Source organism: Mesorhizobium sp. LCM 4576, from assembly GCF_001854815.1.
In the GTDB taxonomy this organism is placed as follows: Bacteria; Pseudomonadota; Alphaproteobacteria; order Rhizobiales; family Rhizobiaceae; genus Mesorhizobium; species Mesorhizobium plurifarium.
The window spans coordinates 1-8063 of the sequence record NZ_MDDT01000034.1 but is presented as its reverse complement, the minus strand read 5'-3'; the positions used below and the strand labels follow the sequence as shown (position 1 = coordinate 8063).

Below are 8063 nucleotides of genomic sequence, written 5' to 3'. Positions count from 1 at the left end.
CACTGATCCGCTTCGCCTGCGAGGCCGGCGCGATCGTCGCCGGCGCGCCGCCCGCAGACCGCGAGCGGCTGGCGGAATTCGGCTCGGCGATCGGTCTTGCCTTCCAGTTGGCCGACGACCTGCTCGACCTCACCGCCGACGCCAAGCAGATGGGCAAGGCGACGAACAAGGACGCCGCCGCCGGCAAGGCGACGCTTGCCGCGCTGCATGGGCCCGACTGGGCGCGCGGCCAGCTCCACGGCCTGATCGACCAGGCGCATGCGCTGCTCGAGCCCTATGGCGATGCAGCCGGATTGCTCAAGCAAGCCGCGACCTTCGTGGCGACGCGCAGCAGCTGAACCCTAGCGCGGCTGGCGGCCGATGCCGGCCGACAACGGCGCCCATTGTTCGCTCTCTCCGAATACTGCTGTCGATGGATGGGTAATTATCCGGCGTCCACGACAATCTATATCCGCTCCAGGACAACGAAACTGAGACCGGTCCGCGCCGGCAATCTTCAGAGCCGTGAAATCCAACCCGGAAGGAACCTGGAAATGCCCTTCGCCAACTTCAAGATGCCTGAGGCCGCCCTCACCAAAACGCAGAAGGAGGACCTCGTCCACAAGACCACGCAGATGTTCGTCGACTATTTCGGCGAGGGCGTGCGCCCCTACACCATGGTGCTGATCGAGGAAGTTCCCGACGGCGGCTATGGCCGCGCCGACGAGGTCTTCATTCTTCCCGACGCCTACCGGGCCAAGGATAGTGCCTGACTAGAGCATGATCCCGAAAAGTGGGAACCGGTTTTCGGAGAAAGATCATGCTCCAACAAAGAGTTAGATCGTGAGGGCGATTCAACGAAACGCCATCACGATCTTGGACCGGGCGAGTCGCTTGCCGAGCGGCACGCCCAACCTTCCGTGTCGGAGCCGATACTCGCTTTCCCCTGGATCAGTCGCGGTTCGGCAAGCTCCGCAGGAATTCGATCATCGCGGCGTTGACCTCGYCCGGGCGCTCCTGCTGGGTCCAGTGCCCGCAGCCGGGCAGCATCAGTGTATCGCGGATTTGAGGAACGAAGTTCCTGAGATTGGCCATCAGTTGATCCATGCCGGGGAAGGCGACCACCAGGTCGCGGTCGCCTGCCATGTAGAGCGCGGGAACCTTGATCCGCGCGCCCGCAAAAGGCGCCATCAGTTCCCAGTTCCGGTCGATGTTGCGGTACCAGTTGAGACCTCCGGCGAAGCCGGCGCGCTGAAACTCGCCCGCGTAGAAATCGACGTCGCTCTCGCTGAGCCAGCGCGGCAGGCTTGCAGGAACCTCGACGGCTTGCAGGAGGCCTGCGCCGTGCGGGACCATGCTGATGCCACCGCCCGAAGCATCTCCCGATACCGCGTAAAGCATGCTGCGCACCGTGGCCCGGGGGTCGCGTTCCAGCTCTGCCTCGGCAACGCCGGGCTGTTGGAAATAAAGCTGGTAGAACTGGGAATCCGCCGTTCGCGGCATGAGGCTGGTCGGGCGCGCATTGGCGCGCGRCCGGAACGGCACGCTGAGGCCGATGACGGCGTGGAAGCGGTCCGGTCGCAGCAGCGCCGCATGCCAGGCGACGACCGCGCCCCAGTCGTGGCCGACGATGACGGCGCTGGGAACTTCAAGGGCGTCGAGAAGGCCCACCATGTCGCCGACCAGATGAAAGAGCGTGTATTGATCGATCGCTTCCGGCCGATCGCTCTTGCCATAGCCCCGCATGTCGGGGGCGATGGCGCGAAAGCCTGCCGCCGCGAGCGCACTCAACTGATGGCGCCAGGAATACCAGGATTCGGGAAAGCCGTGGCACAACAGAACCGGGGGGCCGTCTCCGTGCTCGGCGATGTTGAGGCGGATGCCGTTGGTCGCAACTATTCGCTGTTTAGGTTCGCTCACGGCCGCTTCTCATGCTCGCGTTTCCACCTCCGATCAATGGCGGAAGGCCGGACGCCGCAACGGGTGGCCGAGCCGACGGAATGCCAAGTTTCGGAGGCGCVCATCTTCCATTGACTGTCTCAGGGGCGGTCGCGGCAGTCAATGTCCGACATGGTCGCGGAGCGCCAAGGCGTCCATGCACTTGAATAGTTCTGGTGATGTGCAAGCGTTCGTGCAAGATCGYCGACGGACAACGAGGAGATGCCCGGAACCGATGCTTAGACTGCAAGCCTGGCTGGCCGATTACTGGGTCATCGGTGCAGGGTTCATGGCCGCATCGTTTATAGCCGTTGCACCCATTGTATCGCTTTCGCTGCCGGTGTTCCTGATCTTCCTGCACAGCCCGTTTTACATGGTCCATCAGGTCGAAGAGCACACCGGCGACCGCTTCCGCGAGTTCGCGAACGAGAATGTTTTCGGCGGCCGAGACGCCCTTACCGTCGCCTCGGTTCTCATCATCAATCTGCCGTTTGTCTGGGGCATCAACCTGCTGGCTCTTTACGCGGCGTTCCTATGGGGACCCGCTTGGGGCCTGGTTGCGCCTTACATCATGATCGTGAACGCGCTCGCCCACCTCGTCACATCGGCGCGGCTGCGCAAATACAATCCCGGCCTCGTCACCAGCATCGTTTTGTTCTTGCCGCTGAGCGTCGCCACGATCTGGACGATTGGGAGAACGGCAGGCCTTGTCCCGCAAATGATCGGCGCAGCTCTCGCGATCCTRCTTCACCTGGCGATCATCGCAGTGGTGACTGTCCGATACCGCTCTCTCGCCAACGCGTAGCATCTTCAGCAACGTCAGCGCAGCCGGCCGGCCGATCAGCCTTGATCCCCGGCAAAACGGCCCTTTGTCCTTAATGGCACTACATTCACGCTGGCCGGCTGTTCGGGCTCCGCGCTCTGCGCGGCCGCTTCGATATCGGCCCGCGGCAGGTAGATCGTCACGGTCGTGCCCTTGCCAACTTCGCTGTCGATCGTGACCGCGCCGCCGGACTGCTGCGCGAAACCGTAGACCTGTGCGAGGCCGAGGCCTGTGCCCTTCTCCGGCCCTTTGGTCGTGAAGAACGGTTCAAAAACCTGCGGAAGCAGGTCTGGCGCAATTCCGATGCCAGTGTCGGTCACCCTTAGCGCGACGAATTCGCCTTGCAGGCCGGCCGCGTTATCGCCGCTCGATAGCAGCATGTTCTCCGCCGTGATCGTTACCAGGCCACCGTCAGGCATGGCGTCCCGCGCATTGAAGGCAATGTTGACGAGACTAAGCTCCAGTTCGCCAGGGTCGACCTTCACTKGCCAGGTTTCGGGTCCGACTGCGGCGACCAGCTTCACCGATTTGCGCATGGAACCCGCTATCATTCCGCGAACGGCTTCCACCCGCTCTRCCAGCGATACGACCTCGGCGCGGGCGGCATGCTTGCGCGAGAAGGCCAGCAACTGGCGCGTCAATCCGGCGCCGCGCTCGAGCGCAAGCTCCACGGATTCGGTCGCCCGCTTCATTTCGGGATCGACGCCGGCGTTCTTCACCCTACGGACGTAGCTGTCGACCACCGTGAGCAGGTTGTTGAAATCATGCACGATGCTGCCGGTCAATTGACCGAGCGCATCCATTTTCTGGGCATGAGCGCGTTGCGCTTGCGCCTGCCGGAGTGCGACCTCCGCATCGCGTCGACCGGTGATGTCGCGCGTGATCTTGGCAAAACCGAGCAGCTCTCCTTGCTCGTCACGGATCGGATCGATCACGACATTCGCCCAAAACAGCGTTCCGTCCTTGCGAACGCGATGGCCTTCGGTCTCGAAATGTCCTTCGCGTGTCGCCRTAGAGAGCGCACGGGCCGGCAAGCCCGCGGCGCGGTCGTGCTCGGTATAGAACCGTGAGAAGTGCTGACCGATGATTTCTTCGGCCGTGTAGCCCTTGATGCGCTCCGCACCGGCATTCCAACTGGTCACCAGCCCGTTGGGATCAAGCATGTAAAGCGCATAGTCGGTCACGCCGCTCACCAGAAGGCGGAACTGACGCTCGCTTTGACGCAAAGCTTCGTGCGCCGCACGGCGTTCGGTGATGTCGCGGGTAACTTTGGCGAATCCTTCAAGCTGGCCTGCTTCGTTATGGATCGGCGTAACGACGACCGATGCCCAGAAACGGCTGCCGTCCTTGCGTACGCGCCAGCCCTCGCCTTCGTACCGCCCGTTCTGCATGGCCGCTTCGAGGASGCGGAGCGGCGTGCCTTTTGCGCGTTCTTCACGGGTATAGAATTTGGAGAAATGCTGCCCCACGATTTCCTCGGCGGTGTAGCCTTTCAGCCGCTCGGCGCCAACGTTCCAATTGGTGATCATACCGCTTGGATCGAGCATGTAGATGGCATAGTCGGTCACGCCATCGACCAGGATGCGGAAGCGCCGCTCACTCTGCAGCAGCGACTGATGCGCGGCCACCCGCTCGGTGATGTCTCGCGTGATCTTCGCGTAGCCCAGAAGACGGCCGTTTTGGTCCACGACCCGTTGAACAACGCTATTCGACCAGAATCTGGTCCCGTCCTTGCGCACCCGCCAGCCCTCGGCCTCGTACCTTCCCTCCTCCTTTGCCGCGGCAAGCATCTYGTCAGGAACGGCGTTCGCCTGATCTTCGGCCGTGAAGAAGCGGGAAAAATGCTGCCTCAGGATTTCCGTGGCCGAATAGCCCTTTATTTTCTCGGCCCCGGCATTCCAACTGGTGATGAAGCCATCTGCATCGAGGGTATAGATCACATAATCGGCAACAGCGTCGATGAAGAATTCGAGGCGATGGCTGTCGGAAAGATATTGCGCGTCGGTTGTGATCAGTGGCATTGTCCAACCCGCGTTCTACGCTCGCATTAAGCAGGGGCGTCCAGCAGCATAGGCGCCCCTATCCGGCATAGCAACAAGCTTGGGCCAATGGCGACATATTCATCTGCATTCRCATCCAATCTGAGAAATCCGGGCTATTTGTACAGCTTTGCTCCGGAGAACGAGCCTGGAGACGACGACGAGAATCCCGTCCCCCATGAACTCGGATCTGCCGAGCATGACGAACTCCCGTATAGGGTCGAGTTGTGGAACGCCRCCAAGAACGGCGTCGAACAAGTTCTTGCTGTCACGGCCAATGCCAGCATCGGCTACGCCGCTTACTACGCAGCGACGCGTGAGCACCCGGACCGCTACATCACTTTGCGACACAAGAACAATTTCGTTTCGAGATGGAACGGTCCGACGAATTAGGCAGAGGCCTGTCTATGACACGGAGCGCCAACCCTTCCCGTCCGGCTGAAGCGCTACCCTATCGAATCGAACTCTGGCACGCCGAAAGCCACGAAGTCATCGAACGGGTCCTCGCACGCGCCGTTACAGCCCAGCTTGCCCGCGCCATTTTTCAGGCCGCGAGAGAAGAGCATCCTCAACGGCGGATCACGCTACGCAAGGGAAACCATATCCTCTCCGACACGTCGGATTGATGATCAGCCGTCCGATTTCAAAGCACTGCCCGGCAATGCGCTCGGTCTAGCTTGTCGCGAAGGGGTAGGTCGCCTCCGTATTAAGAAGCTGCGACAAAGTCCGCCCTCCACCTCCAACGAAATCTTAATGTAAATCAAGCGTAATCCCGGCCATTAAAATTATGCGTATGTGTTGGGGTTGCGCATGCCGGAATACTCTTCCTTCCTCCGGTCGATCCGGGTTCGCTACATTTCGGGACTGCTTGTCTTCGCGCTGGCCTCCGCCGCCGTCATGTTCGCCCTCAACCGTGTGAATTCGTACCGCCACGAGGTCGATGCTCTCAGCGGCAATTTCGTCATCTTCGCCCGCGACCTGCGCAACGCCACCAATTTCGCCGAGACGACCGGCACCGCCTGGCGCAGCGAGACGCGCGACGCGTTGACCGCCRCCGCCCGCGGCCATTCCGAACGCCTGATGGCCGAGATCGGCATCCTGAACGCCGAGCTCGCCGCGATCAGGCCGCGGCTGTCGAAGGGCGCCCTCAACACGCTGGACACCGCTTCGGTCAATGGCGACCTGTTCTGGTCGGCGCGTGACATGGTGCGCAACTTCAACCTGATGTCGGCCGCCCAGAAGGTCGACGAATGGAGCTACCGCGAGATCCGCAACCAGAACGACCTGTTCGCCCAGCCTATGCTGGTCAAGGTGYGCACAGCGCTCGATGACGAGCGACGCCTCGCCGACGCCTCCAACGACCGGCTGCTCCTGTGGGCGAGCGGCCTRCTGATCGCCGTGATCGCCATTGCCGCGGTTCTGATCTTCCGGCCGATGGAGAATGCGATCCGCCGCGCCTTCGCCGAGAGCGCCGCATCCTTGTTCAAGGCCGAGGCCGCCGACCGTGCGAAATCCGAATTCCTCGCCAATATGAGCCATGAGATCCGAACGCCGATGAACGGCGTGCTCGGCATGGCCGAGCTGCTTGCCAAGACCGAGCTGACGCCGCGCCAGAAAACCTTCACCGACGTCATCGTCAAATCCGGCAACGCGCTGCTCACCATCATCAACGACATCCTCGATTTTTCGAAGATCAATGCCGGCCAGCTGACGCTCGACCCCGCCCCTTTCCGCCTGGCCGAAGCGGTCGAGGATGTGGCGACGCTGGTGTCAGCGCGCGTCGCCGAAAAGAACCTCGAGCTCATCGTGCGCGTCGATCCGCGCTTGCCGGCCTTCGTCGTCGGCGATGCCGGGCGCTTCCGCCAGATCGTCACCAACCTGCTCGGCAACGCCGTGAAGTYCACCGAGAAGGGCCATGTGCTGGTCGATGTCGGCGGCGATGTCGTCGACGGCGTGGTCCAGCTCAAGGTCCGCGTGGAAGATACCGGCATCGGCATCCCGGCCGAAAAACTGCAGAACGTGTTCGAGAAATTCGCCCAGGTCGACGGCTCCTCGACTCGCCGCCATGAAGGCACCGGTCTCGGCCTCGCCATATCCGCTCGTCTCATCGACCTGATGGGCGGCAAGATCGGCGTCGAAAGCGAGATCGGCCGCGGCTCCGTGTTCTGGTTCGTCGTGTCGCTGCCGACGCATGACCAGCAGTCGCGCGACGAGCTCGTGCCGATGGATGTCACCGGCGCCCGGGTGCTGGTCATCGACGACAATCCGGTCAATCGCGATATCCTGCTGGAGCAGCTCAGAAGCTGGAGCTTCGACTGCGCGGCCGCCGAAAGCGGCGCCGTCGGCCTCGCCTTCCTCGACCGCGCCTGCCAGCTCGGCGCCTCGGTCGACTGCATCATCCTCGATTACCAGATGCCCGGCATGAACGGCGCCGACGTCGCGAGGGCGATTGCCGCCGACAGCCGGCTTTCCTCCATTCCGGTCGTGCTGCTCACCTCGGTCGACCAGGTCGATTTCGGCAGGATGGTCATCGATTTCGGCATCGTCGCGCATCTCACCAAGCCGGCGCGTTCGGCGGTGCTGCTGGGCACGGTGATTTCCGCCATCCAGAAGGCGCGGACGCAGGGCGCCAAGGCGCATTTCGTGCGCGAGCCGGCCGCAGTCCAGGCGGCGGCGCCGGCCTTCACCGTCATCCGCGGCCCGGCCGTGCCCGTGCCGGCGGCGCCGGAATCGATCGCCACGCCGAGCGGTCCGATCGATATCTTGATCGCCGAGGACAATGACGTGAACCAGCTGGTCTTCGGCCAGATCCTCAACGGCTTCGGTCTCAGCTACCGCATCGCCGGCAATGGCCGCACCGCGGTCGAGATGTACCGCTCGCTGCGCCCCCGGCTGGTGCTGATGGACGTCTCCATGCCGGAAATGAACGGCTATGAGGCGAGCCGCGCCATCCGCGCCATCGAAGCGCGGGACGGCGACCACACRCCGATCATCGGCGTCACCGCGCATGCGCTGAAGGGCGATCGCGAAAAATGCATCGAGGCCGGCATGGACGACTATCTGCCCAAGCCGGTCTCGCCCGACCGCCTCGGCGCCAAGATCGGCACCTGGCTCAGCGAGACGGTGGCGGCGAAGACGGCGTGAGCGCTTTGCCGAACGAGGGCAAACTCTCGAWAAAGATCGACTGCCGAGTTCCCGCCAACCCCCCTCTGGCCTGCCGGCCATCTCCCCCGCAAGGCAGGGCTGTCCGGGGAAGGTCGCAGGTGAATCGAAATGCCGCATGT

Annotated in this window: 6 protein-coding genes; 4 read left to right on the top strand and 2 right to left on the bottom strand. The window is 62.8% G+C overall.

The features are described from left to right. Both LCM4576_RS20700 and LCM4576_RS20695 read left to right on the top strand, forming a co-directional pair. Positions 1-338, top strand: a 338-nt coding sequence (locus tag LCM4576_RS20700; protein ID WP_198540280.1) for a polyprenyl synthetase family protein, incomplete at its 5' end; no start/stop codon positions are given. A 195-nt stretch (positions 339-533) separates the two neighbouring features. Continuing rightward, positions 534-752, top strand: coding sequence for a 4-oxalocrotonate tautomerase family protein (locus LCM4576_RS20695; RefSeq protein ID WP_071034295.1), 219 nt, complete (start codon positions 534-536; stop codon positions 750-752). A gap of 178 nt (positions 753-930) precedes the next feature. Here the strand turns inward: LCM4576_RS20695 and LCM4576_RS20690 are convergent, their stop codons facing one another. Beyond that, positions 931-1899, bottom strand: coding sequence for an alpha/beta fold hydrolase (locus LCM4576_RS20690; protein ID WP_071034293.1), 969 nt, complete (start codon positions 1897-1899; stop codon positions 931-933). 253 nt (positions 1900-2152) lie between these two features. Between LCM4576_RS20690 and LCM4576_RS20685 the strand changes: the two genes are divergently transcribed. Further along, the gene (locus LCM4576_RS20685; RefSeq protein ID WP_041011202.1) at positions 2153-2722 is read left to right on the top strand and encodes an HXXEE domain-containing protein; all 570 of its coding nucleotides are present in this window, start codon (positions 2153-2155) and stop codon (positions 2720-2722) included. Between the two features lie 35 nt (positions 2723-2757). Here LCM4576_RS20685 and LCM4576_RS20680 read toward each other — a convergent pair whose 3' ends face one another. Beyond that, a complete protein-coding gene (locus LCM4576_RS20680; RefSeq protein WP_071034291.1) occupies positions 2758-4761 on the bottom strand; it encodes a PAS domain-containing sensor histidine kinase in 2004 nt (667 codons plus the stop codon). An 828-nt stretch (positions 4762-5589) separates the two neighbouring features. On the opposite strand from LCM4576_RS20680, the gene LCM4576_RS20670 reads away from it, so the two are divergent. Further along, the gene (locus LCM4576_RS20670; RefSeq protein WP_071034288.1) at positions 5590-7923 is read left to right on the top strand and encodes a response regulator; all 2334 of its coding nucleotides are present in this window, start codon (positions 5590-5592) and stop codon (positions 7921-7923) included. Positions 7924-8063: the final 140 nt, after the last annotated feature.

What these genes read in the sequence shown, in the direction of transcription:
- LCM4576_RS20695 (WP_071034295.1), top strand. Translation starts at nt 534, where the DNA reads ATGCCCTTCGCCAACTTCAAGATGCCTGAGGCCGCCCTCACCAAAACG.